Annotated in this window: 22 protein-coding genes; 21 read left to right on the top strand and 1 reads right to left on the bottom strand. The window is 38.2% G+C overall.

The features are described 5' to 3' along the window. Window positions 1-12: 12 nt before the first annotated feature. The 7 genes from NSQ18_RS04795 (at window position 13) to NSQ18_RS04765 (ending at window position 9510) form a co-directional block, all read left to right on the top strand. The gene (locus NSQ18_RS04795; protein ID WP_016837274.1) at window positions 13-1143 is read left to right on the top strand and encodes an acyl-CoA dehydrogenase; all 1131 of its coding nucleotides are present in this window, start codon (window positions 13-15) and stop codon (window positions 1141-1143) included. Window positions 1144-1203: 60 nt separating this feature from the next. Continuing rightward, window positions 1204-2343, top strand: coding sequence for an acyl-CoA dehydrogenase (locus NSQ18_RS04790; protein ID WP_016837273.1), 1140 nt, complete (start codon window positions 1204-1206; stop codon window positions 2341-2343). A gap of 5 nt (window positions 2344-2348) precedes the next feature. Then, window positions 2349-2984 carry a TetR/AcrR family transcriptional regulator gene (locus NSQ18_RS04785; protein ID WP_096550314.1) on the top strand — a complete coding sequence of 212 codons (636 nt, stop codon included), beginning with the start codon at window positions 2349-2351 and terminating at the stop codon, window positions 2982-2984. Between the two features lie 158 nt (window positions 2985-3142). After that, on the top strand, window positions 3143-6436 hold the full coding sequence (gene icmF, locus NSQ18_RS04780; RefSeq protein WP_339289232.1) for a fused isobutyryl-CoA mutase/GTPase IcmF: 3294 nt from the start codon (window positions 3143-3145) through the stop codon (window positions 6434-6436). Window positions 6437-6687: 251 nt separating this feature from the next. Next, window positions 6688-6846, top strand: coding sequence for a hypothetical protein (locus NSQ18_RS04775; RefSeq protein ID WP_016837270.1), 159 nt, complete (start codon window positions 6688-6690; stop codon window positions 6844-6846). A gap of 69 nt (window positions 6847-6915) precedes the next feature. After that, a complete protein-coding gene (gene rpoE, locus NSQ18_RS04770) occupies window positions 6916-7500 on the top strand; it encodes a DNA-directed RNA polymerase subunit delta (RefSeq protein ID WP_026018985.1) in 585 nt (194 codons plus the stop codon). 402 nt (window positions 7501-7902) lie between these two features. Beyond that, on the top strand, window positions 7903-9510 hold the full coding sequence (locus tag NSQ18_RS04765) for a CTP synthase (protein WP_339289228.1): 1608 nt from the start codon (window positions 7903-7905) through the stop codon (window positions 9508-9510). A 148-nt stretch (window positions 9511-9658) separates the two neighbouring features. Here NSQ18_RS04765 and NSQ18_RS04760 read toward each other — a convergent pair whose 3' ends face one another. Further along, on the bottom strand, window positions 9659-10189 hold the full coding sequence (locus NSQ18_RS04760) for a DUF2529 family protein (RefSeq protein WP_168412683.1): 531 nt from the start codon (window positions 10187-10189) through the stop codon (window positions 9659-9661). A 236-nt stretch (window positions 10190-10425) separates the two neighbouring features. Here NSQ18_RS04760 and NSQ18_RS04755 point away from each other — a divergent pair, with 236 nt between their 5' ends. From NSQ18_RS04755 to NSQ18_RS04690, 14 genes are all read left to right on the top strand, one after another. Continuing rightward, window positions 10426-11550 (top strand): IS4 family transposase, encoded by a 1125-nt coding sequence (locus NSQ18_RS04755; protein WP_339287653.1) that lies wholly within the window; start codon window positions 10426-10428, stop codon window positions 11548-11550. 221 nt (window positions 11551-11771) lie between these two features. Further along, the gene (locus NSQ18_RS04750; protein ID WP_339289227.1) at window positions 11772-12149 is read left to right on the top strand and encodes a response regulator; all 378 of its coding nucleotides are present in this window, start codon (window positions 11772-11774) and stop codon (window positions 12147-12149) included. Between the two features lie 589 nt (window positions 12150-12738). Continuing rightward, complete coding sequence (locus NSQ18_RS04745) at window positions 12739-13596, top strand: class II fructose-bisphosphate aldolase (protein ID WP_016837264.1); 858 nt, start codon at window positions 12739-12741, stop codon at window positions 13594-13596. A gap of 146 nt (window positions 13597-13742) precedes the next feature. Continuing rightward, entirely contained in the window at window positions 13743-14393 is a 651-nt protein-coding gene (fsa, locus tag NSQ18_RS04740; protein ID WP_339289225.1) for a fructose-6-phosphate aldolase, read from the top strand. Window positions 14394-14584: 191 nt separating this feature from the next. After that, complete coding sequence (locus tag NSQ18_RS04735; RefSeq protein WP_016837262.1) at window positions 14585-15871, top strand: UDP-N-acetylglucosamine 1-carboxyvinyltransferase; 1287 nt, start codon at window positions 14585-14587, stop codon at window positions 15869-15871. A gap of 191 nt (window positions 15872-16062) precedes the next feature. After that, window positions 16063-17025, top strand: a complete 963-nt coding sequence (gene glpX, locus NSQ18_RS04730; RefSeq protein ID WP_016837261.1) for a class II fructose-bisphosphatase — start codon at window positions 16063-16065, stop codon at window positions 17023-17025. Between the two features lie 126 nt (window positions 17026-17151). Continuing rightward, a complete protein-coding gene (gene rho, locus NSQ18_RS04725; protein WP_016837260.1) occupies window positions 17152-18429 on the top strand; it encodes a transcription termination factor Rho in 1278 nt (425 codons plus the stop codon). Between the two features lie 186 nt (window positions 18430-18615). Next, on the top strand, window positions 18616-18816 hold the full coding sequence (gene rpmE, locus NSQ18_RS04720) for a 50S ribosomal protein L31 (RefSeq protein ID WP_016837259.1): 201 nt from the start codon (window positions 18616-18618) through the stop codon (window positions 18814-18816). Window positions 18817-18904: 88 nt separating this feature from the next. Next, a complete protein-coding gene (locus tag NSQ18_RS04715) occupies window positions 18905-19477 on the top strand; it encodes a thymidine kinase (RefSeq protein WP_016837258.1) in 573 nt (190 codons plus the stop codon). A gap of 478 nt (window positions 19478-19955) precedes the next feature. Next, window positions 19956-21032 carry a peptide chain release factor 1 gene (gene prfA, locus NSQ18_RS04710; protein WP_016837257.1) on the top strand — a complete coding sequence of 359 codons (1077 nt, stop codon included), beginning with the start codon at window positions 19956-19958 and terminating at the stop codon, window positions 21030-21032. Continuing rightward, complete coding sequence (gene prmC / locus NSQ18_RS04705; protein ID WP_339289222.1) at window positions 21019-21882, top strand: peptide chain release factor N(5)-glutamine methyltransferase; 864 nt, start codon at window positions 21019-21021, stop codon at window positions 21880-21882. Before prfA ends, prmC begins: the two co-directional genes overlap by 14 nt. 45 nt (window positions 21883-21927) lie before the next feature. Next, complete coding sequence (locus NSQ18_RS04700; protein WP_016837255.1) at window positions 21928-22521, top strand: stage II sporulation protein R; 594 nt, start codon at window positions 21928-21930, stop codon at window positions 22519-22521. A gap of 156 nt (window positions 22522-22677) precedes the next feature. Next, window positions 22678-23727 carry an L-threonylcarbamoyladenylate synthase gene (locus tag NSQ18_RS04695; RefSeq protein ID WP_016837254.1) on the top strand — a complete coding sequence of 350 codons (1050 nt, stop codon included), beginning with the start codon at window positions 22678-22680 and terminating at the stop codon, window positions 23725-23727. 119 nt (window positions 23728-23846) lie between these two features. Further along, on the top strand, window positions 23847-24344 hold the full coding sequence (locus NSQ18_RS04690) for a manganese efflux pump (protein WP_016837253.1): 498 nt from the start codon (window positions 23847-23849) through the stop codon (window positions 24342-24344). The last annotated feature ends 1 nt before the right edge of the window (window position 24345 follow it).

The raw sequence follows: 24345 nt of genomic DNA, 5'->3' as shown, positions 1-24345 counted from the left end.
GGAGTGAAACCGATGAATTTGAACTTCACAGAAGAGCAACTCATGATGCGTGATATGGTTCGAGATTTTGCACAAAACGAAATTGCTCCGTTTGTCGAAAAAATGGAAGCAGGTGAATTTCCTAGGCCGATTTTAAACAAAATGGCTGAGCTCGGTTTAATGGGGATTACTGTTCCAGAAGAGTATGGCGGTTCTGGAATGGATTTTATTTCGTATATCATCGCCATTAATGAACTCTCCAAAGTAAGCGCGGTAATTGGTGTTATTCTATCTGTGCACACTTCTGTTGGTACAAATCCAATTCTATATTTTGGAAATGAAGAACAAAAACAAAAATATGTGCCAAAACTCGCAAAAGGAGAATATTTAGGAGCCTTTTGTTTAACAGAACCATCTGCAGGAAGCGATGCTGCTTCCTTAAAAACAAGAGCGGTGAAAAAAGGCGATAAATACATCATCAACGGCTCAAAAATCTTCATCACAAATGGTGGAGAGGCAGATGTTTATATCGTCTTTGCTAAAACAGATCCTGAAAAAGGTTCCCGCGGGGTAACGGCGTTCATTGTTGAAAAAGATACTCCAGGCCTCATCATAGGAAAAGATGAGAAAAAAATGGGCTTACACGGTTCTAGAACAGTTGAACTGAGCTTTGAAAACATGGAAGTGCCGGAAGCAAATCGCCTCGGAGAAGAAGGAGAAGGCTTTAAAATCGCAATGGCAAACTTAGATGTGGGCCGTATCGGGATTGCAGCACAAGCTCTTGGTATTGCAGAAGCGGCTTTAGATGCAGCAGTGAAATATGCAGGCGAGCGTCAACAGTTTGGTAAGCCAATTATTGCGAATCAAGGAATTGGGTTTAAGCTTGCAGATATGGCAACAGCGGTAGAATCTGCAAGACTACTCGTTTATCGTGCGGCAGACCTACGTTCAAAAGGCTTGCCTTGCGGTAAAGAAGCGTCGATGGCGAAGTTGTTTGCATCACAAACAGCGAGAGAAGTGGCAATCGAAGCAGTTCAAGTATTTGGCGGATACGGTTATACAAAAGAGTATCCGGTAGAGCGCTACTTCCGTGATGCAAAAATTACTGAAATTTACGAAGGCACAAGTGAAATTCAACGCATTGTAATTAGCAAACATTTATAAGATTCTGGTACTGTCTCAATATCCAAGTAGAAGTGCCAAACTCAAAAAAGGGGGATAACCATGAATTTCCAATTGTCAGAAGAACATTTACAACTGCGAGAAATGGTACGAGATTTCGCGCTAAATGAAGTAGCACCTACAGCTCAAGAACGTGATGAGCAAGCACGCTTTGATAGAGAAATTTGGGATAAACTAGCGGAACTTGGACTGACAGGAATCCCTTGGCCAGAGGAATACGGTGGAGCTGGCTTTGATTATTTAGCTTATGTAATCGCTGTAGAAGAACTTTCTCGCGTATGTGCGTCAACTGGTGTAACTCTCTCAGCTCATACTTCATTAGCGGGTTGGCCAGTTTATAAATTCGGTACTGAAGAACAAAAGCAAAAATACCTTCGACCTATGGCAGAAGGGAAGAAAATCGGTGCATATTGCTTAACTGAGCCTGGTTCAGGTAGTGACGCGGGAGCGATGAAAACAACAGCTGTTTTGGATGGAGATGAATACGTGTTAAACGGTTCAAAAATCTTCATCACAAATGGTGGTATCGCAGACATCTACATTGTCTTCGCATTAACAAATCCGGAAGCAAAAACAAGAGGAGTTAGCGCCTTTATCGTTGAATCAAGTTTCCCAGGTTTCCAAGTTGGGAAAAAAGAAGACAAAATGGGAATCCGTTCATCACCTACAGCAGAAATTATCTTTGACAACTGCCGAGTTCCAAAAGAAAACTTACTTGGTGCAGAAGGAGAAGGTTTTAAAATTGCAATGCAAACATTAGACGGTGGACGAAACGGAATTGCAGCCCAAGCGGTAGGAATTGCCCAAGGAGCGTTGGATGCAGCTGTTGAATATGCAAAAGAACGCGAACAATTCGGAAAACCAATCGCAGCAAATCAAGGGATCTCTTTCAAACTGGCAGATATGGCTACAGCTGTAGAAGCATCAAGACTATTAACTTATCAAGCAGCTTGGCTAGAATCCGAAGGCTTGCCTTACGGAAAAGCAAGCGCGATGGCAAAATTGATGGCGGGAGATACAGCAATGAAAGTGACGACAGAAGCTGTGCAAGTCTTTGGAGGATACGGTTATACGAAAGAATATCCTGTTGAGCGTTACATGCGTGATGCAAAAATTACGCAAATCTATGAAGGAACGCAAGAGATTCAAAGACTTGTAATCTCTCGCATGTTGACAAAGTAACAGGTATGAGCAAGGAAAAAATTATCGTACAGACTTCCGTCAAAGATGAAAGCCTTATCGAATTAAGACGCCAACAAATCGTTGAAGCAAGCGTTAAATTATTTAAAGAAAAGGGCTTTCATCGTGCAACAACAAGGGAAATAGCCAAAGCTGCTGGATTTAGTATTGGAACATTGTACGAATACATTCGAACGAAAGAAGATGTACTCTATTTAGTTTGTGACCACATCTACAATAAAGTAACGATGTGTTTATCAGACATTTCAACGCAAAAGGGAACAATTGAAGAACTAGAAGAAGCAATTCGACAATACTTCTTGTTAATTGATCGCATGATTGATGAATTTACAGTCATGTATCAAGAGACAAAATCATTGCCAAAAGAAGCAATGCAATACGTATTAAGCAAAGAGCTAGAGATGGTTTCGTTATTTGAGAAAATATTGAAATCTTGCGTGAAATCAGGAGAAATAGAGCTGACAGATCAAGAAATCTATTTAGCAGCAAACCACTTAGTAATCCAAGGACAAAGCTGGGCATTCCGCAAATGGGCGTATCACAAAAAATATACAACTGAAGAATTTATTGCATTGCAAACGAGATTATTCTTATCGGGGATTCTACATTTTCGTGAAAAATAGGGGTAAACACCGCTAAATTGCATACGATACCTTCGTTTGCAAAGCGGTGTTTTATCGCCTCAACCTTATTTTTCTTCGATGTGCATCTTTCATGAAAAGAAGTACACTTTAACAACCGGGAGATTTCGTTCACTTTTAAATGAAAGGGGTTTTATTATATGGTTCAAATGCAAACAGAGAATAAGACATCAAAGACTGAAATAAACCGTCCAACAACGGAAGTATATCGTCCGAAGAATCATGTTCGATTCGTTACAGCATCTAGCCTTTTTGACGGTCATGATGTATCGGTTAACATCATCAGAAGAATCCTTCAAGCAAGCGGGGCAGAAGTAATTCACCTTGGCCATAACCGATCTGTAGAAGAAGTGGTGAACGCAGCGATTCAAGAAGATGCACAAGCTGTTGCTGTTTCTTCTTATCAAGGCGGTCACATGGAGTACTTCAAATACATGTACGACCTGCTTAAAGAAAAAGGGGCACCTCACATCAAAATTTATGGAGGTGGAGGTGGAGTTATATTACCTAGAGAAATAAAAGAACTCCACGACTATGGTATTGCAGGTATTTTCTCACCAGAAGACGGCATGCGCCTTGGGTTGCAAGGAATGGTAAACGAAAAACTCAAAGGAGCAGACTTCTCAACACTGAGAGGGAACTATTTAGAGCTTCTAGATAAATTATCGACAGATCGACCAGAAATATTAGCGAACTTAATTACGGCAGCGGAAGTTGGCGGCGACCCTGAAATTACCGAAATGTTGAAACAAGCTCGCCAAAGAAGCAAAGGAACGCCGGTTGTCGGCATCACCGGAACAGGGGGAGCTGGAAAATCTTCACTTACGGATGAACTTGTACGAAGATTTTTACGAGAGTTCCCAGATAAGCGAATCGCGATTCTCTCTGTTGACCCGACAAAACAAAAAACAGGTGGGGCATTACTTGGTGACCGTATTCGCATGAATGCTATTTTCGATAAACGAGTATATATGAGAAGCCTTGCAACGCGCGGATCTCGTTCAGAACTTTCTGCATCTATCGGCGATATTCTTGAAGTGGTGAAAGCAGCGGGCTTTGATTTAATCTTTGTAGAAACAAGTGGAATTGGTCAAGGGGATGCGGAAATTACGAAATATACAGACCTATCCATGTATGTGATGACGAGCGAGTTCGGTGCACCAACGCAATTAGAAAAAATCGACATGATTGATTTTGCTGATTTAATCGCTATCAACAAATTTGAGCGAAAAGGTTCTGAAGACGCTCTTCGTCAAGTGCAAAAACAATATCAACGTTCTCATGAATTATGGAACCAACAATTAGACGAAATGCCGGTTTACGGCACAATCGCTAGTCAATTTAACGACAAAGGAACAAACGCTTTATTTGCAGCGCTTGTGAAGAAAATCAACGAAAAATTCGGCTACAATTGGGAAACTTCCTATGAAATCGTCTCTAAAACAGAAAAACAGGATGTGATCATTCCAAATGACCGCCGATTCTATTTGCGCGAAATTGTAGATACAGTTCGCAACTATCATAAAAAAGTAGAGCAACAATCAGAACTTGCAACAAGACTTTACCAAATCGAAGGAACAATCAAAGAATTAAAAGCAAAAAATCCGGATGAGGTTCTTATCAAGTCTCTCGAAACACTAGCGGAAGGAATAAAAAATGAATTAACACCAGAATCTAAACGAATTTTAGAAAACTGGGAGAAAGTAAAAGAAGCATATGCAGGCGAAGAATTTGTAACAAAAATCCGCGATAAAGAAATTCGAACATTACTTACAACAACATCTTTATCCGGAACAAAAATCCCAAAAGTGGCATTACCAAAATTCAAAGACTACGGCGAAATTTTACGCTGGGTATATAAAGAAAATGTTCCTGGTTCCTTCCCGTATACAGCAGGAGTATTTCCATTCAAGCGACAAGGAGAAGATCCTAAACGCCAATTTGCTGGAGAAGGAACACCAGAACGTACAAATAAGCGATTCCACTACTTATCAAAAGATGATCCGGCAAAACGTTTATCAACAGCTTTTGATTCTGTAACGCTTTACGGAGAAGATCCAGATGAACGTCCAGACATTTTCGGAAAAATTGGTGAATCGGGTGTAAGTGTCTGCACGCTTGATGACATGAAAAAATTATTTGAAGGCTTTGATTTGTGCCACCCATCAACATCTGTATCGATGACAATTAATGGTCCAGCGCCAATCATTTTAGCGATGTTCATGAACACAGCGATTGACCAGCAAGTGAAAAAGAAAGAAAAAGAATTAGGTCGCATTTTAACAGTGGAAGAGTTTACAGAAATTAAAGAACAAACGCTACAAGTTGTTCGTGGTACGGTACAAGCGGATATTTTAAAAGAAGACCAAGGCCAAAACACTTGCATCTTCTCAACGGAATTCGCCCTTCGTATGATGGGAGATATTCAAGAATACTTCATTAAACATAAAGTTCGCAACTACTATTCTGTATCAATTTCCGGCTATCACATTGCGGAAGCTGGGGCAAACCCAATTACTCAATTAGCCTTTACGCTAGCAAATGGCTTTACGTACGTGGAATATTATTTAAGCCGTGGCATGCACATTGACGATTTTGCACCGAATTTATCATTCTTCTTCTCAAATGGCCTTGACCCAGAATACACAGTGATTGGTCGAGTGGCTCGTCGCATTTGGGCAATTGTAATGCGCGACAAATACGGTGCAAATGAACGCAGCCAAAAGCTGAAATACCATATTCAAACATCTGGCCGCAGCTTGCATGCGCAAGAAATTGACTTTAACGATATTCGTACAACGCTTCAAGCATTGATGGCGTTACAAGATAACTGTAACTCACTTCATACAAATGCATACGATGAAGCGATTACAACGCCAACGGAAGAATCAGTAAGAAGAGCGATGGCTATTCAAATGATCATTACGAAAGAGCATGGTTTATCGAAAAATGAAAACCCATTACAAGGCTCATTCATCGTAGAAGAATTAACGGATTTAGTAGAAGAAAAAGTGCTTGAAGAATTTGAGCGAATTAATGACCGTGGTGGCGTTCTTGGAGCGATGGAAACGCAATATCAACGCGGAAAAATTCAAGAAGAATCCATGTATTATGAACAATTGAAACATTCCGGAGAACTACCAATTATCGGTGTGAATACGTACATTAATCCGAATGCTTCCATTGAAGAAATTGATAAATTAGAAGTGGCTCGTGCATCGAAGGAAGAAAAGGAACAACAAATTCGAAACTTACGAGTATTCCAAGACCGCAATAAAGATGAGTGTGCCCAAGCATTAAAACGATTGCAAGAAGTTGCACTTTCTGGCGGCAATATTTTTGAAGAATTAATGGAAACAGTAAAAGTAGCAAGTCTCGGTCAAATTACGAAAGCACTGTACGAAGTTGGCGGCCAATATCGAAGAAACATGTAATGTTTATGGATAGAATTTTTTACAAATATAAAGTGCACATAGTAAAATATTAGGTGTTGTAATTTTCACCTAGTTGTTAATATTCAGGGGGAACGTTCGAAGTTTTTAGCTTCTGAGCGCTTCCTCTTCTTATACATATACATAGAAAAAGTTGAAAATTTTTCTCTTCTTCATAAAAAATTGTTGCAAATTTTATCATCTTTGGAGGAAAATTGGCTATAATGTTTGTTACAAGAAGAGGAGGGTTGCAAGTGAAACAATACGGACACTATTTTATGATTTTATCATGCCTAATTGCAACCTTCTTTTTGTATAATAAACAATTAGGAGCAATACCGCTTCTCATCTTGTCAGGTTATTTATTTTATATGGCAATCAGAGATTTTTATAAAATAAAAAACAATAAATGAATCTAGCATAGTATACAATTATTTGTATATAATGGTTAACATGTGTAATGTATGTATTAAAGAAAGGGCGTGCACGAGTTGAAGATTCGTGAAATGACAAAAGAGCAAATAGCAGAAGAATCGTTAGTAGACTTAGCGTTTGCAATTCTAGAAGAGAAAAAAACAGCTACTCCATTTTTCGATTTATTAGATGAAATTAAAGAATTAAAAGGGCTTTCTGAAGAAGAAGTTAAACAAGTATTGGTACAATTTTTTACGGATTTAAATGTAGATGGTCGTTTCTTATTAAACCACGATAACACGTGGGGACTTCGTGAATGGTATAAAATCGAAACAATCGAAGAAGAAACAGCACCTACTATTAAAACTCGTAAACGTAGAGCGAGAATGGCTGTCTTTGATGATGACGAAGAAATCATTGATGAAGATGATTTAGTATTTGAAGAAGAATTTGAAGAGTTCTTGGATGAAGATGAAGAAGATATCGACTTCGATGATGAACTTGTGGACGACTTCGATGATGCTCTTGATGATTTAGATGTAGATCTTCCAGATGATATTGATGAAGTCGATGATGATTTAATCGATGGTGATGAAGAGTTATTAATCGACGATGAAGAATTAGATGTAGAAATCGATGAAGAGGAAGAATAATAAATTTTTGTAAATATGTAAATTTAATGGTTTTTATATAAACTACTTGACTTATTAATTTGTTCCGTTTAATCTTTTATTTGGGCTCCTTAAGAAGGAGAATGAACGTGATATATTCACGCTCCCCCTGCAAAATGCAGGAGGAGCGTTTTTTATTTTTTGTTCTTGAGGAAGCCTATTTCCTATAAACATGTTCCACAGAGAAGTGTATAATACAAGCCATGAGGAAATTTCGGTAATTGTGTTTAGTGCTTTCTCTTTTGGAACGTTGCTTGTAAGCATGGAAATGTAGGAAAAGGAAAAAATGAATAAAGGATTATTGATGAGTTAACATTCAGCAATGATTTAGTATAAGTTATTTAATTTTATAAAAGTGGAAATATTTGAGGAGGAATTTTACAAATGACGAAGTATATTTTTGTAACTGGTGGAGTAGTATCGTCCTTAGGTAAAGGGATTGTTGCTTCATCATTAGGTAGACTATTAAAAAATCGAGGCTTGCAAGTGACGATTCAAAAATTCGATCCATATTTAAATATAGATCCTGGTACGATGAGCCCTTATCAACATGGTGAGGTATTCGTTACTGATGACGGTGCTGAAGCAGACTTAGACTTAGGGCACTATGAACGTTTTATTGACATTAATTTAGGTAAACATTCTACGGTAACTTCCGGTAAAATATATCAAACAGTTTTAGCGAAAGAGCGTCGCGGTGACTATAATGGAAAAACAGTTCAAGTTATTCCTCACGTGACAAATGAAATTAAAGAGCGCATTCAACGTGCTGGAAGAGAAACAAGTGCGGATATCGTAATTACGGAAGTAGGGGGAACAGTTGGAGATTTCGAAGGGCTTCCATTCTTAGAAGCAATCCGTCAAATGAAATCTGATTTAGGTGCAGAAAATGTGATGTATGTTCACTGTACACTAATCCCTTACATCAGAGCTGCAGGTGAATTAAAAACAAAACCAACTCAACATTCAGTAAAAGAATTGCGTTCTTTAGGTATCCAACCAAATATTTTAGTTGTGCGTACAGAACAACCAGTTTCTGAGGACATGAAAGAAAAATTAGCATTATTCTGTGATGTATCCCCTCGCAACATTATTGAGTCTCGAGATGTGGAACATTTATATGAAGTGCCATTAAATCTACATGCTCAAGATTTAGATGGTATTGTATTAGAGTATTTCGGAATCGAAGCACCAGAAGCTGATATGTCTGATTGGAAAGAGCTAGTGCATAAGGTGAAAAACTTAAAACATAAAACACGCATTGCGCTTGTTGGAAAATATGTTGAGTTACAAGACGCATATATTTCAGTTGTTGAAGCTTTAAAACATGCTGGTTACGTTTACGATTCCGATATTTGCATCGATTGGATTAACGCTGAAGATATTACAGAAGTAAATGTGCATGAATTATTGAAAGATGCAGACGGAATTATTGTACCTGGCGGATTTGGTAATCGCGGTACAGAAGGAAAAATCACAGCAATTAAATATGCTCGTGAAAACGATGTGCCATTCCTTGGTATTTGTTTAGGAATGCAAATGATGGCAATTGAATTTGCTCGAAATGTTCTAGGATTAAAAGGAGCGCATACAACAGAAATTGTGAAAGATACTCCATATCCAATCATAGATTTACTACCAGACCAAAAAGAAAATATGGATTTAGGCGGAACATTACGCTTAGGTTTATATCCATGTAAATTAAAAGAAGGTTCTCGTGCTGAACAAGCTTATCAAGATGAGTTAGTATATGAACGTCATCGCCACCGTTATGAATTCAATAATGAATTCCGTGAAGCAATGGAAGCTGAGGGACTCGTATTCTCAGGTACAAGCCCTGACAATCGTTTAGTGGAAATTATCGAATTACCAGAGAAAAAATTCTTCCTTGGATGCCAATTCCATCCTGAATTTGTTTCTCGTCCACAACGCCCGCAACCTTTATTCCGTGAGTTTATCGGAGCAGCTTTCAAATACCGCAAAAATCAATAAATGCTAATGAAAAAAGACTACCATTTAAGGTAGTCTTTTTATTATGATGAAATATCAGATAAAAAAGGAAAAACTGTATTTTTTTACTATTTTCATTATATTAATAAACAATTGACTATATTTGAAAATAACAAAAGGTAAACAAAGATTATATTTCATCTTCTAACATTTCATCATAAGCAAGTTTAATTGCTTCATAAATAAAGAGACCAGCATGTAGGTGAGGAATAACAACCCGTTCGCCTAAATTCGTAGGATGGGGAATTAATCCACCTCGAACATGCATCGATATATAAGTATAAGCAAGATCGCTTAACTCATTATCATTGCTTGGAACTTCGCTTGCTACTGCTGCAAAAGGGATAAATTGTTCATATAATTTCTTCGCAAGTTGAAGGGCTTCTTTATCTTGACAACTTTTTGCAAATATTAAAACTCGATCAGTTTCACGAATTTCAACATCAGGTGACCATTTTACGAGATTTAAAAATGGTTGTTCTTTGTTAGATAAAGCGTAGGATTCAATTGCTTGCAGTTCATCAAAACAAGCAAAGTAAATACTCCCTTCACCGACACTGGCTTGTGCGAGAAGGCGGGCAGTTTGTTCAATTGCATCCTCTTCGTTTTGAACAATTTTTTGATATAAACCATTTAATTGTGTAGCGAGTATTTTTGACATATTTCCACCTCAAACCAATTATAATTTTCTATTCTTTGAAATGCAAAATTACATAATTGTGATGGAAGTATGTAAATTTTTTATATATCAAAGTAAAATTCCACTAGCGTCGCATTAAAATAATTTAAGACCTTCAAATAAACCGAATTTTCTGAAATATAATCTAAACACAAAAAAATCCTTTATAATGGTTGGGTGGTAGTAAACCATCCAAATCCAATACAAAGGACAAAACCATGGATAAGTTTACACGAAAAACATCATTTGAACAATGGTTTTCACCGATTAATCGTCCATTATTTGACGACCTAGTGAAAACACATCAATTAAATCACTATACCAAGAAGCTTTATATGGCTTCATTTATGAAACTGCTTTTGTATGCCCAACTCCATGAAACCGAGAGTTTACGGGCGTTGAGTGACGCTGTCTTTTTAGAAGAATTACAACGAGCAACGGGATTGGAATCGATTAGTTTTTCACAGTTAGGGAGACGAATCAATACCATCCCAACTGAGTTCTTTCAAACGATTTTTCTCGATTTAGTGGCACAAATTCATCGGAAAACCAATTTCCAAACAAGAAGAAAAGTGACAACGCCTTTGAAAATCATTGATTCGAGTACATTACCGCTTAATTTGACCAATCATAAGTGGGCAGAGTTTCGAAAAACAAAATCAGGAGTAAAGCTTCACTTACGACTTGTTTTTATGGAAAAAGGACTCTCCTATCCAGATAAAGCCGTACTCACGAATGCCAACGAACATGATCGTGGTCAACTAGAAGTATTCGTGGATGACAAAGAATGCATGTACGTGTTTGATCGTGGTTACTTGGATTATGGGCGCTTTGATCAAATGACGGAAGATGGCTATTTCTTTGTGACCCGTTTGCGTAAAAACGCTGTTGTCCGAGTGTTAGAATCCTTTTCGTTACCAGAAGATTCACCCGTATTCTCTGATGAAATGGTTGTCATTGGAACACCACAAAATCGTTCTGAAAACGTGTTTCGCTTACTCAAATTGCATGATACAAAAGGAAATGAGCTTCATTTACTGACAAATCGGTTTGACATTGACGCAGATGAAATTGCAGAAATCTACCAATCACGTTGGGCAATCGAACTTTTTTTCAAATGGATGAAACAACATCTGAACATTAAAAAGTTTTTTGGTCACAGTGAACAAGCTGTACATAATCAAGTGTACGTAGCCATGATAGTGTACTGTCTGAATGTTTTAGCTCAGCTGAACACGAATAGCGAACGCAGTTACTTACAAATTAGTCGCTATTTGAAGGCTTCTTTGTGGAAATCCGCTCACATTTGGTTACGAAAAATCGAAGGAAACGGCGTCCCATAAAGGTTTGCCAGTCGTTGTTGCACAAGTCATAGGTTATAGTAAAAAAATGGATGTTTACTACCCTCGCTTAGGTGTTTTCGTTTTTTCTCTAAAGTCCAGAAAAAATAAAACTGAAAATTCAGACATCATTTATGCGACGGTAGTGGTAAAATTCATGTTTATTATAATAAAATTAAGGGAAAAGGAAGGTTAGGGAAAAAATGTTTTAAGGGGAAAAGACTGTGAAAAAAATATTGATTGTGGACGATCAAAGAGGAATCAGAATGTTGCTCGACGAGATTTTCAAAAGGGAAGGAGTGAAAACGTATTTAGCATCAAATGGGCCTGAAGCACTTCAATTAATAGAAAATTCGAGAATGGACGGTGTCCTTCTTGATATGAAATTACCAGGAATTGATGGAAAAGAGATACTAAGGAAAATGAAAACTTTGTACCCTGAAATGCCAGTATTTATCATGTCCGCATATGAAGAAGCTGAAATGGTGAAACAAGCTAATTGTTATGGAGCTGACTATTATTTTACGAAACCCTTTAATATTTTTGAATTAAAAGATGCTGTGATTAAGATGATAAATAGAAAGAAAGTTTTATCCGAATAAATGGCCGTTCCATGTTTTGGGACGGTTATTTTTTTCAGGTAATCGTAGAAGAAAAGATTCATTATAATTGGGATGAAGAATAAGTGTAGACACACATGCTAGGATTCTATCTGCACAAGAATAGCGTGCATCTACACGAGTTAAGGTTGTATCTGCACGAGAGTAGGGTTCATTCGCACTAGTCAGGGGATTATCTCTCAAGACAGGGTATATCCACACGAGTTAAGGTTATATATGCATAAGTCAGGAGACATCTGCACGAGTCAGAGGTAAATCCACACGAATCAAAGTCGTATCCACACGAGCAAGGAAAATATCCGCACAAGAAGGGCGCATTCGCAAGAGCAAAAGTTGCATCTGCACAAGCCAAAGAAGCACCCCCTGAATAAGGATTCATCCGAACAAGCCAAAGAAGTACCCTCTCCAGTAAGAATCCATCCACATAAGAAGTACCCGCCCGAGTAAGGATCCAACACACAAACTCAAGCGTTCCACAACATTTGCTCACTACTTGTGGGGGAAAGTTGATTTTGGTACTATTAAAACGGAAATCATTATTAAATTAACCATCCTGAGGAGGATTTGTATAATGCCATTAGTATCGATGAAAGAAATGTTGATTAAAGCGAAAGAAGGAAAATATGCGGTTGGTCAATTTAATATTAACAACTTAGAATTTACACAAGCCATTTTACAAGCTGCTGAAGAAGAAAAATCACCGGTAATTCTTGGCGTTTCTGAAGGTGCCGGAAAATATATGGGCGGATTCGTTGCTGTTGTACACATGGTGAAAGGCTTAATGGAAAGCTACAACATTACAGTTCCTGTTGCCATCCACTTAGACCACGGCTCCAGCTTTGAAAAATGTAAAGAGGCAGTAGATGCTGGCTTCACTTCTGTTATGATTGATGCATCCCACAAACCATTTGAAGAAAACGTAGAAATTACAAAAAAAGTTGTTGAATATGCACACTCAAAAGGTGTTTCTGTAGAAGCGGAACTTGGTATCGTAGGCGGACAAGAAGATGATGTCGTTGGAGAAGGTATTATTTATGCTGATCCGCAAGAATGTAAACAATTAGCGGAGTTGACTGACATTGATTGCTTAGCTCCAGCACTTGGTTCTGTTCATGGTCCGTATAAAGGCGAACCAAAACTTGGCTTCAAAGAGATGGAGGAAATTTCTCAATTAACAGGCCTTCCACTCGTACTTCACGGCGGAACTGGAATCCCAACAAAAGATATTCAACGTGCAATTTCATTAGGTACAGCAAAAATTAACGTAAATACTGAAAACCAAATTGCAGCAACAAGAGTTGTTCGTGAAATTCTAGAAAAAGATGCGAACCTTTATGACCCAAGAAAATACTTAGGTCCAGCTCGTGAAGCAATTAAAGAAACAGTAATCGGAAAAATTCGTGAATTTGGAAGCTCAAACAAAGCATAAAAATAGTTCAAAATAATCGTTTATTTTTTAACAATAAGTGTCTAGTATAGTTTTTAATAACAAAAATATCACTTCGAAAACAATACAAGGGAAGTGTCGAGCGTACGACCTTCTCTTCATTTTTAATGAAATTGGGGAGGGCTATCATGAAATTTTTTATTGATACAGCGAACTTCGATGAAATAAAAGAAGCGCACTCTTGGGGGATTCTGTCAGGAGTAACGACAAATCCATCATTAGTTGCAAAAGAAGAAGGAATCTCTTTCCATGACAGACTACGTGAAATAGCGGAACTCGTTGACGGATCTGTTAGTGGAGAAGTGATTTCGCTAGATGCAGAAGGAATGATTAAAGAAGGACTAGAATTATCAAAAATTGCTCCAAATATTACAGTAAAATTACCGATGACACCAGAAGGATTAAAAGCATGTAAATATTTTTCCGAAAAAGGCATTAAAACAAATGTCACTTTAATATTTAGTGCCAACCAAGCCCTTCTAGCTGCTCGTGCTGGTGCCACATACGTATCTCCCTTCTTAGGTCGATTAGATGATATCGGACAAAATGGTGTACAACTAGTGGCGCAAATTGCAGAAATCTTTGATATTCATCACATTGAAACGGAAATCATTGCTGCGTCCATTCGCCATCCGCAACATGTAGTAGAGGCTGCTTTAGCTGGTGCGGATATTGCCACAGTGCCATTTAAAGTGCTAAAACAACTGTTTCATCATCCATTAACGGATAAAGGAATTGAAGCATTTTTAGCTGACTGGGAAAAACGTAGTAATAAATAATATAATTCCCAGGATGTAGTTTAGTTTGTTCCATTATCAGAAAAGAATAAAGAAAAGACAAAATTGTTATCTCACTTTTTGTGATGTAGAAATAAACTAAATATTACAAATGAATTTATTTTAAAAATGCGTAGTTAAGCGGAAAAAAGACCATAATAAAGGAAACTTTCCAATCACGAGGGAGAACGCTTATGGATGTATATAAAATTATTGGCGGAAATCGTCTTAAAGGAACAGTCAAAGTCAGTGGAGCCAAAAATAGTGCCGTTGCGTTAATACCCGCGTCAATCCTAGCTAATTCTCCGGTGACAATCGGTGGGATTCCCGAAATTTCAGATGCTTTCACGTTGAAAGCTCTACTTGAGGAAATAGGTGGAGAAGTTATTTTCGAAAATGGACAAATGACGATTGATCCTACAAATATGACGCCGATTCCATTACCAAATGGCAATGTGAAAAAACTTCGTGCCTCCTATTACCTCATGGGAGCGATGCTAGGTCGGTTTAAAAAAGCTGTCATCGGTCTTCCTGGAGGATGCTTTTTAGGACCGCGCCCAATCGATCAACATATAAAAGGATTTGAAGCATTAGGGGCGAAAGTGACAAATGAACACGGCGCAATTTATTTAAGAGCAGAAGAATTAATTGGTACGAAAATTTATTTGGACGTTGCGAGCGTTGGTGCGACGATTAACATTATGCTTGCAGCTGTTCGAGCGAAAGGCAGAACGATTATCGAGAATGCTGCGAAAGAACCAGAAATTATTGATGTTGCCACACTTTTGACGAACATGGGTGCAAACATTAAAGGAGCTGGAACAAGTGTCATTCGTATTGAAGGTGTCGATGAACTTCATGGTACGAAGCATGTGATTATTCCAGACCGTATTGAAGCAGCCACTTATATGATTATGGCGGCTGCGTTGGGAGATGGAGTCACGATTGATAACATCATTCCACTCCATTTAGAAGCGGTAACAGCAAAATTACGTGAAATGGGAGTAAGAGTGGAAGAAGGAGAAGAGAGCATCTTTATTCCAAAATCGGATGAATTGCAAGCGGTAGACGTAAAAACCCTTGTATATCCAGGATTCCCCACTGATGTTCAGCAACCACTCTCAGTATTGATGACACAAGCAATCGGTGCCTCAAAAATAACGGAAACCATTTATACTTCTCGTTTTAAACATATTGATGAATTAAGACGAATGAACGCAAATGTTCGAGTAGAAGGAAATACGGCAATCATTCAAGGACCAACAAAATTGCACGGTTCAAAAGTGACTGCAACAGATCTTCGAGCAGGTGCAGCTTTAGTGCTGGCAGGTTTATTAGCAGAAGGAGAAACAGAAATCCGGGATATTTATCATATTGAAAGAGGATACAGTAATTTTATTGAGAAATTGCGCAGTCTCGGAGCAAATATACGCAAAGAATCAATAACGGTAAGCACTGTTGAAAGAGTTGAGAAAATTTAAGACATGACCGTAAGAAGTCTCTCACCAGAAAAATGTAATTGTTAGCCTAGGGGAGAGACGAATTTTCTCGTAAATGTTGATACAAGTAAAGGTTAAATGCCCACACTCCATACTAGGTGGTGGGCAGTTTACAATTATGGTACAATGGTATATGGAAGTTTTCGTACTTGTAGCAGGAGGAAAATAAAATAATGGAACGTAGTTTAACGATGGAAATAGTTCGCGTCACTGAAGCAGCAGCAATTGCATCTGCCAAATGGATGGGGCGCGGTCTGAAAAATGAAGCAGATCAAGCAGCTACTTCAGCAATGCGTGCTTTGTTTGATACAATCCCTATGCACGGTAGAGTTGTGATTGGTGAAGGTGAAATGGATGAAGCACCAATGCTGTATATTGGTGAAGAACTAGGCCTTCGCAATGGCGGTCCTGAAGTGGATATTGCCGTAGACCCTTTAGAAGGAACAAACATTGTTGCTAAAGGTGGAAATGGGGCAATGACGGTCGTTGCCATTGCGGACCGAGGAAATTTATTAAATGCACCAGATATGTATATGGAAAAAATTGCGGTCGGTCCTGAAAGTAAAGGGAAAGTTGACATAAACGCTTCTGTCACAGAAAATTTAAGGGCCGTAGCAGAAGCAAAAAATAAATCAATTTCTGACGTCGTTGCAATTTTACTTGATAGACCTCGCCACCAACATATCGTAGATGAAATTCGTGCTGCTGGAGCCCGCATTAAATTCATTCAAGATGGTGACGTGAGTGCTGCAATTAGTACAGCATTCGATGAAACGGGTATCGACATCATGTTCGGTACTGGAGGAGCACCAGAAGGCGTGATATCCGCTGTAGCATTAAAATGTTTAGGCGGAGATTTCCAAGGGCGATTAGTCCCACAAAACGATGATGAATTGAAACGTTGTATTAGCATGGGATTAGATGTTTCCAAAGTGTTATACTTAGATGACCTTGTAAAAGGTGATGACGCTATTTTTGCTGCGACAGCAGTGACAGATAGTGAACTATTAAGAGGCGTTCAATATAAAGGGGAATATTGCTTAACAAACTCACTTGTTATGCGTGCAAAAACAGGTACAGTTCGTTTCATTGAAGGTCGCCACAATATGATTAAAAAACCAAATTACGAAAAATAAATAAATTCTTCCCATATTAAGATGTCTGATAGTATATTAAAAATATGCATCAGACATCTTCTACCTTCCAAATCCACTAGTAATTTTCCATAGACATTAAAAATTTATAAAGACTGGAGTAATGCTATGACTCTTACGATTGCTCAATTAGAAAACATGACATTGAAAGAATTATATAATCTCGCAAGGGAATATAAGATTTCTTATTATAGCAAATTAACAAAAAAAGAATTGATATTTGCCATATTAAAATCTCGTTCAGAACAAGAAGGATACTTCTTTATGGAAGGGATATTAGAAATTGTCAATTCTGAAGGGTTTGGCTTCCTGCGACCGATTAACTATTCACCTTCCAAAGAAGACATTTATATTTCTGCATCTCAAATTCGCCGTTTTGACCTTCGAAATGGTGATAAAGTTTCTGGTAAAGTACGCCCACCAAAAGAAAACGAACGATATTACGGATTACTTCAAGTAGACGCGGTTAACGGAGAAGACCCGGAAATTGCGAAAGAACGCGTTCACTTCCCAGCTCTAACTCCACTCTACCCTAATCGACAAATCAAACTCGAAACAACACCTGATAAATTATCGACAAGAATAATGGATTTAGTTGCTCCCGTTGGATTTGGACAACGAGGATTAATTGTGGCGCCACCAAAAGCTGGTAAAACTACATTGTTAAAAGAAATTGCTAATGCTATCACTACAAACTATCCGCAAGCTGAACTAATTGTATTATTAATTGATGAACGTCCAGAAGAAGTAACTGATATTGAACGCTCTGTTAAAGCAGATGTCGTTAGTTCGACATTTGATGAATTACCAGAAAACCATGTGAAAGTTGCAGAATTAGTATTGGAACGTGCACGTCGCCTCGTTGAACATAAGCGAGATGTAATTATTTTAATGGATTCTATCACAAGACTTGCACGCGCTTACAACTTAGTAATTCCGCCAAGTGGAAGAACATTATCCGGTGGTATTGACCCTGCGGCATTCCATCGACCAAAACGCTTCTTTGGGTCAGCGCGAAATATTGAAGAGGGCGGCAGTTTAACAATATTAGCGACTGCTTTAATCGATACGGGGTCGCGTATGGACGAAGTAATTTACGAGGAGTTTAAAGGGACAGGTAACTTGGAGTTGCATTTAGATCGTAATCTTGCAGAACGCCGAATTTTCCCGGCACTCGATATTCGTCGATCCGGCACAAGGAAAGAAGAATTGTTAATTCCGCAAGAGCAATTAGATAAACTATGGGCAATTCGAAAAACCTTTACCGATGCTCCAGACTTTACAGAACGTTTCTTGAAAAAACTTCGTTCAACAGAATCTAACGAAGAGTTTTTTGAAATTTTAAACGAAGAAATGAAAAAAGCAAAAGGTAGAGGTCTTTTATAAAGGATTAATCCTTTGATTTCTATTTTAAATTCATTTATACTTTACCTTGAATATTCAAAAGTAGTATGATAATATAGTCGAGTATGTAACGTGTGCATATGTAACTGGCATATTCGGGTTACGTAAGGCACAGTACGATAAATAACTCTGTTCCAGAATGGTTCAGGGCGGGAGGAGTAAACGAATATGAAACAAGGAATTCATCCAGAGTACTACACTGCAACAGTTACTTGCTCATGTGGTAACACATTCCAAACAGGTTCAGTGAAAGCTGACATTCGCGTTGAGGTTTGCAACGAATGTCACCCATTCTACACTGGACGTCAAAAATTCGCGGCTGCAGATGGTCGTGTGGATCGTTTCAACAAAAAATACGGTCTCAAATAGGAAGCATAAAATGCCTGCCAACAAAATGGCAGGCATTTTTTTGATAGTATTTCTACATACCACCTAGTAGTAAAAAAGAGGGAGAACGATGGCTCAACTATTTTTTAAATATGGTGCAATGAACAGCGGAAAATCAATTGAAATTTTAAAAGTTGCACATAATTATGAAGAGCAGAATAAACCGGTATTAATGTTTACGTCTGGAATTGATGATCGGGATGAAGTCGGATACGTTTCAAGTCGCATTGGATTACGCAGAAAAGCTATTCCTATTTTTGACGATACAAACATTTTTGAAATCGTGAAAAACCATCCGGAAAAATTATTTTGCATTCTTGTTGATGAAGTGCAATTTTTAAAGAAGGAACATGTATTACAATTAACGAAAATTGTGGATGTATTAGATATTCCGGTGATGGGCTTCGGTTTAAAAAACGACTTTCAAAATGAGTTGTTTGAAGGTAGCAAATATATGTTAATTTACGCGGATAAAATTGAAGAAATGAAAACAATTTGTTGGTTCTGCCATAAAAAAGCAACAATGAATTTGCGGATTGATGAAAATGGAAAACCGATTTACGTTGGTGAACAAATACAAATTGGTGGTAATGATACATATTATCCTGTCTGCCGTAAATGCCATGCCAATCCGCCATTGTGATTAACTACGCAATGATGTTAGGGTGTTAACCGAGATAAGGTAGTACCTACACAAGCAGTTGTACTATCCGCACGAGCGAGGGTGTTATCCACACAAGTGGAGTGCTATCCGCGCAAGCCAAGGGTCTATCTGCACAAGCTGGAGTATTATCCACACAAGCCGAGGATTCATCCGCACGAGCGAGGATGTTATCCACACAAGTGGGAATGTATCCGCACGAGCAAGGGAGTTATCCACACAAGTGGTAGTGCTATCCTCACGAGCAGAGGATTAATCCGTACAAGTGGGAATTTCCTATTCTCATGAGCAAGCACCAATTACCCAGGCATTGCATCCATTTGCACAAGAAAGTATCACTTTCCAAAAATTGATGAATTAGTAGCACATCACTTGCATTTTCTTTATACTAATAAAGTCTAAGAAATTACAAAGCACAACACTCTTTCATATAAACCTAACAAAAATAGAGGTGAACTACATGTTTGATAAACTGCAAGCAGTGGAAGATCGCTACGAAAAATTAAACGAATTACTCAGCGATCCTGACATCGTAAACGATGCCAAAAAACTTCGCCAATACTCAAAAGAACAATCAGACATACAAGAAACGGTTGAAGTATACAGAGAATATAAAAAAACAAAAGCTGAATTAGAAGAAGCAAGAGAAATGCTTGAAGAAAAACTCGATCCAGAGATGCATGAACTGGTGAAAGAAGAGTTCAACACTTTAAAAGGGAAAATCGAAGACCTTGAACAGCAATTAAAAATTCTGCTAATTCCTAAAGACCCGAATGATGACAAAAACGTTATTATGGAAATTCGCGGAGCAGCTGGTGGGGATGAAGCAAACATTTTCGCTGGGGACTTATTCCGCATGTATACTCGTTACGCTGAATCTCAAGGATGGAAAGTAGAAGTGATGGAAGCTTCTCCAAGCCCAAGTGGTGGATATAAAGAAATTATCTTTATGATTAATGGTCATGGCGCTTATTCGAAATTTAAATTCGAAAACGGTGCTCACCGCGTACAACGGGTACCACAAACAGAATCCCAAGGACGTATTCATACATCTACTGCAACAGTTGCCGTCCTACCAGAAGTGGAAGAAGTGGAAGTAGAAATTCATGAAAAAGATATCCGAGTTGATACTTTCGCATCATCCGGAGCAGGTGGACAATCCGTTAACACAACAATGTCTGCTGTTCGTATGACGCATATTCCAACTGGGATTGTCGTTTCTATGCAAGATGAACGCTCCCAAATTAAAAACCGTGAAAAAGCGTTAAGAATTCTTCGTGCGCGTGTAGCAGATTTATACAACCGAGAAAAGCAACAAGAATTAGATGCAGCGAGAAAATCTGCTGTTGGTACAGGAGACCGTTCAGAGCGCATTCGCACGTACAACTATCCGCAAAACCGCGTCACTGACCATCGTATCGGTTTAACCATTCAAAAACTAGATCAAGTAATGGAAGGGAAGCTTGATGAAATCATTGATGCACTCATCATGGACGAACAAGCTTCCAAACTAGCTCAGCTAAATGAAGAAGCATAATACTGTGTTTGAGGCCCTCCATTGGGCTTCTTCTTTTTTAACGGAACATGGTCGTGACGAAAATGCTGCAAGAATTTTATTGCAATATTTATACGAAACAAATTACTCAGGGCTCATGATGCGCATGCACGAAGAAATGCCACAACAAAAGCTGGAACAATACCAACAAATGGTGGAGCAACATGCGAATGGGAGACCGGTTCAATATATTACGGGGATAGAAGAATTTTATGGAAGAACCTTTCATGTAGATGAATCTGTATTAATTCCACGTCCTGAAACGGAAGAATTGATTGTCGGAGCCATTGACCGCATGAAACAACTTTTCGGTGAAAATAAGGAACTAAACATTGCAGACATCGGTACAGGCAGCGGCATTATTGCGATTACGATGAAGCTTGAATGGCCAAACGCAAAAGTGTCAGCTACGGATATTTCAGAGGCAGCCCTTAATACTGCTAAAAGCAATGCAGAAAATTTGCAGGCAGCTATTGATTTTCGCTTAGGCGATTTAACAGAACCAATCGCAAATGAAAAATGGGATGTGATTTTATCGAATCCACCATACATCGCCTATCAAGAAGCAGAAGAAATGTCTGATGTTGTATTGGATCACGAACCGCATCTTGCGCTCTTTGCAAAGGATAATGGGCTCGAGTTTTACAAGCGATTAGCTCAATCACTACCAAACTTATTAAATAAACGAGCTTTGGTGGGAGTAGAAATCGGATACAGACAAGGAGAAGCGGTGGCAAATCTTTTAAAATCAAGTTTTCCACAAGCTAATGTAGAAATAGTAAAAGATATTAACAAAAAAAATAGATTTGTTTTTTGTATAATCGATGTATAAAAATCTTCCTTCCTGTCCATTATGATGGCAGGGAGGGATTGAATTATGTTAAATGATTACGAGATTATAAGAAATGAAAAAGACCCAATTCAGCCGATAATCAGTATTTTAAAATTAATTGCTTCTAGTTTGGCTGTATATTGTTTTCTATTAATGGTTCCAGATATGGTAGAAAAATTCTATGAAGCTCGAGAAAACATGCTAGATGATTCATTAAAAATCCGCGTCATTGCAAACAGCAACACAAAGGCCGATCAACAATTAAAAAATGAGATGGTTGCAAATCTACAGCCGATCTTTGCAGAAATTTTACACAATGAATATAACAATGTGGATAATGATGAAGCTTTCGCAAAATTAGCCACATATGTTCAGCAAAATTATTCACAATACGATGTAAAAATTAATATCGGTGAACATTTAACGCCACCAAAAATCGAAGGGAATACTTTTTATCCACAAGCGTATTACGATACATTAGTATTAACGATTGGTGCAGGACGCGGGGACAACTTCTGGTGCAGTATTTTCTCTAATTTGTGCGAACGTCCAAGCGAAAAAGAAGAAGTGAAACAAGAAGAAGAGCAAAAAGAAGTTCGTTTCATTGTGTGGGAATGGCTAAAAAAGTTGTTTGCTTAAAGTTATACACATACGAGTTTGATTTTGGGTACCCAATAGAAAAATTTCGACATAGTTTTCCACTATTTTCAGAAAAGTTATACACATTTTGCACAAAACTATCCACAAAATGTGGATAATATTTCAGAAATTCAGTTTTTTCAGGAGATGACATACATGGAAACAATCCAACTAACTGTGGATAAAAACGTGGACAAAGAAAAAATTTATTCACAAGCTGTGGATTTATTAAATCAAGGGGAAGTTGTTGCTTTTCCAACTGAAACCGTATACGGTCTTGGAGCAGTGGCAACAAACGATGAAGCTGTGAAAAAAATTTATGAAGCAAAAGGGCGCCCATCCGATAATCCCCTCATTGTACATATTGGAACGGTTGAAGAAGTGACGGATTTTGTGGAAGAGATTCCAGAAAAGGCAAAAACTTTAATGGAACGTTTTTGGCCTGGTCCACTCACTTTAATTATGAAAGCAAAAAAAGACGTACTTGCTAAAAGCGTGACAGCAGGCTTATCAACGGTTGGACTTCGCATGCCAGATCATGAAGTGGCATTGACTTTGCTTAGAATGTTGAAAAAACCGGTAGCAGCTCCTAGTGCAAACCGCAGCGGAAAGCCGAGTCCTACAAAAGCAGAGCACGTTTATGAAGATTTACAAGGACGAATCCCATTAATTTTGGACGGTGGCACTACTGGAATCGGTATTGAATCAACGGTAATAGATGTAACGGTAAATCCACCAGTTATTTTACGTCCAGGTGGTGTAACGAAGGAGATGATAGAGAAGGAAATCGGTGAAGTTATTGAACCGACTCCAAAAGAACAGCAACTTGAATCCACTCCGAAAGCTCCTGGCATGAAGTATACCCATTATGCCCCAGATGCACCTGTTTATTTAATTGAAAATAATCGAGAGCGAATCGAACGAGCCATTGACGAATTGAAACGAGAAGGACATAAAGTGGCTCTCCTTGCTCCATCTAACTTTTCATCAACAACAGCGGACTATTTTTTCCCGTATGGTGAAGAGGAAGATAAAGAGCAGATGGCGGCGAAATTATACGACGATCTCCGTGCGTGTGATAAAACGGATGCTTCAATCATATTAGCAACAACCACTACAACTGAAGGAGTTGGCGCAGCAATTATGAATCGCCTCCACAAAGCTGCTGGAGGAAAATGGTATGGAACACCTAGCACCACTACTTGAAAATTGAGACAATCATAGAAGAGCCAGGCACCTCCTGAAAAGTGCCTGGCTCCCTTAATATTTGTGTCTTCTAATTCATAAGATGGTATAAATCTTTCTGGGAGAAAAGAGGACGCTGATTGCAAGAAATTTTTTCGGGTCTTATTGTTTCACTTGATGTGGTAGCACTCTATTTATTAATTACAGATGTAAAAAGCCGTTTTTTACTTTCTATGTGGACAGCCATTCTTCATATGATTTTTCCAGTCATCGGATTTACTTTAGGAAATTGGATGCTTCAGATTTTTATGCAATGGTCCAATATTGTATCTAGCATTCTTTTATTTTTTATCGGATTACAAATTATTTTATCCTCAAAAAATGGACATCGCACTCTTCCGATTGGATTATTAGCCATTACAGCAAGTTTAGACACCTTTTCAGTGAGCATTTCTTTTGGTATGCTTAACTTACAAAAGTATTACTTTATACTAAGTGCAGGAATATGGACTTTTATCCTATCATATATAGCATTACATATAGCAAAAGCTGGCATTTTATTTAAAGGTACGCCATTTAAATGGATTGCGGGCTTATCTTTGATTACAATAAGTGTATATACATTATGGGATCAGTAAT

Source organism: Ureibacillus sp. FSL K6-0786 (genome assembly GCF_037965165.1).
Classification (GTDB): Bacteria; Bacillota; Bacilli; order Bacillales_A; family Planococcaceae; genus Ureibacillus; species Ureibacillus thermosphaericus.
Note: the sequence above shows the minus strand (reverse complement) of the source record. Positions and strands in the feature narration are given on the sequence as shown.

What these genes read in the sequence shown, in the direction of transcription:
- NSQ18_RS04695 (WP_016837254.1), top strand. Translation starts at nt 22,678, where the DNA reads ATGGAAACAATCCAACTAACTGTGGATAAAAACGTGGACAAAGAAAAA.
- NSQ18_RS04735 (WP_016837262.1), top strand. Translation starts at nt 14,585, where the DNA reads ATGGATGTATATAAAATTATTGGCGGAAATCGTCTTAAAGGAACAGTC.
- NSQ18_RS04700 (WP_016837255.1), top strand. Translation starts at nt 21,928, where the DNA reads ATGTTAAATGATTACGAGATTATAAGAAATGAAAAAGACCCAATTCAG.
- rpmE (WP_016837259.1), top strand. Translation starts at nt 18,616, where the DNA reads ATGAAACAAGGAATTCATCCAGAGTACTACACTGCAACAGTTACTTGC.
- prmC (WP_339289222.1), top strand. Translation starts at nt 21,019, where the DNA reads ATGAAGAAGCATAATACTGTGTTTGAGGCCCTCCATTGGGCTTCTTCT.
- NSQ18_RS04760 (WP_168412683.1), bottom strand. Translation starts at nt 10,189, where the DNA reads ATGTCAAAAATACTCGCTACACAATTAAATGGTTTATATCAAAAAATT.
- NSQ18_RS04715 (WP_016837258.1), top strand. Translation starts at nt 18,905, where the DNA reads ATGGCTCAACTATTTTTTAAATATGGTGCAATGAACAGCGGAAAATCA.
- rho (WP_016837260.1), top strand. Translation starts at nt 17,152, where the DNA reads ATGACTCTTACGATTGCTCAATTAGAAAACATGACATTGAAAGAATTA.
- fsa (WP_339289225.1), top strand. Translation starts at nt 13,743, where the DNA reads ATGAAATTTTTTATTGATACAGCGAACTTCGATGAAATAAAAGAAGCG.
- NSQ18_RS04795 (WP_016837274.1), top strand. Translation starts at nt 13, where the DNA reads ATGAATTTGAACTTCACAGAAGAGCAACTCATGATGCGTGATATGGTT.
- NSQ18_RS04790 (WP_016837273.1), top strand. Translation starts at nt 1,204, where the DNA reads ATGAATTTCCAATTGTCAGAAGAACATTTACAACTGCGAGAAATGGTA.
- NSQ18_RS04765 (WP_339289228.1), top strand. Translation starts at nt 7,903, where the DNA reads ATGACGAAGTATATTTTTGTAACTGGTGGAGTAGTATCGTCCTTAGGT.
- icmF (WP_339289232.1), top strand. Translation starts at nt 3,143, where the DNA reads ATGGTTCAAATGCAAACAGAGAATAAGACATCAAAGACTGAAATAAAC.
- NSQ18_RS04755 (WP_339287653.1), top strand. Translation starts at nt 10,426, where the DNA reads ATGGATAAGTTTACACGAAAAACATCATTTGAACAATGGTTTTCACCG.
- NSQ18_RS04745 (WP_016837264.1), top strand. Translation starts at nt 12,739, where the DNA reads ATGCCATTAGTATCGATGAAAGAAATGTTGATTAAAGCGAAAGAAGGA.
- NSQ18_RS04785 (WP_096550314.1), top strand. Translation starts at nt 2,349, where the DNA reads ATGAGCAAGGAAAAAATTATCGTACAGACTTCCGTCAAAGATGAAAGC.
- prfA (WP_016837257.1), top strand. Translation starts at nt 19,956, where the DNA reads ATGTTTGATAAACTGCAAGCAGTGGAAGATCGCTACGAAAAATTAAAC.
- glpX (WP_016837261.1), top strand. Translation starts at nt 16,063, where the DNA reads ATGGAACGTAGTTTAACGATGGAAATAGTTCGCGTCACTGAAGCAGCA.